Origin of the sequence: Pseudomonas sp. GD03862, from assembly GCF_029840855.1 — a bacterium.
GTDB lineage: Bacteria > Pseudomonadota > Gammaproteobacteria > Pseudomonadales > Pseudomonadaceae > Aquipseudomonas > Aquipseudomonas alloputida.
The window spans coordinates 1-503 of record NZ_JAOCDI010000128.1 but is presented as its reverse complement, the minus strand read 5'-3'; the positions used below and the strand labels follow the sequence as shown (position 1 = coordinate 503).

Genomic DNA, 503 nt, shown 5'->3' with positions numbered 1-503 from the left:
GTTGTTGCTCAGGGTCACGACCAGGTCGTGAGCCAAGGCGGTGTTGATGTGCACGGTGAAGGTCGGTTTGACGTTCTCGGCCACCGAAGTCTGGTCAGCAGTAATAGTGACCTTGACCAAGTCGCCTTCGCTGCCCGGCGTACCCGGCTCGTCGGTGACCGACGTGCTGACCGGGGTCTTGTCGAGTGTCAGTTGCTCGAACTTGCCGACGTCCGCACCTTCAACGGTTGCGATCGACATCACGACAGGGTCGTTGGTACCGACGTAGACGTTGTCCGGGGCAGTGACGGTAGCAGTACCCACGGTGCCATTAGCCGGCACGGTGATGACGGTTTTGCCGTCGCTCAGTGTGAAGGTCAATGCACTGTGGTTGTTGATCGGCAGACCGTCTTTGTTGGTCAGGGTGATGGTGTAGGTAATCTCGCCGCCTTCGGTCACCGACGGGGTCGCGGTCAGCTTGGCCACTACTTCGTCGGTGGTGTCGGTCACTTGAACCGAAGCGC

The 503-nt window shown here is 59.8% G+C and carries 1 protein-coding gene; it reads right to left on the bottom strand.

From position 1 onward, the window contains the following. Nucleotides 1-503 (bottom strand): immunoglobulin-like domain-containing protein (locus N5D53_RS27655; protein WP_279841156.1); only part of this gene is annotated, 503 nt, incomplete at both ends.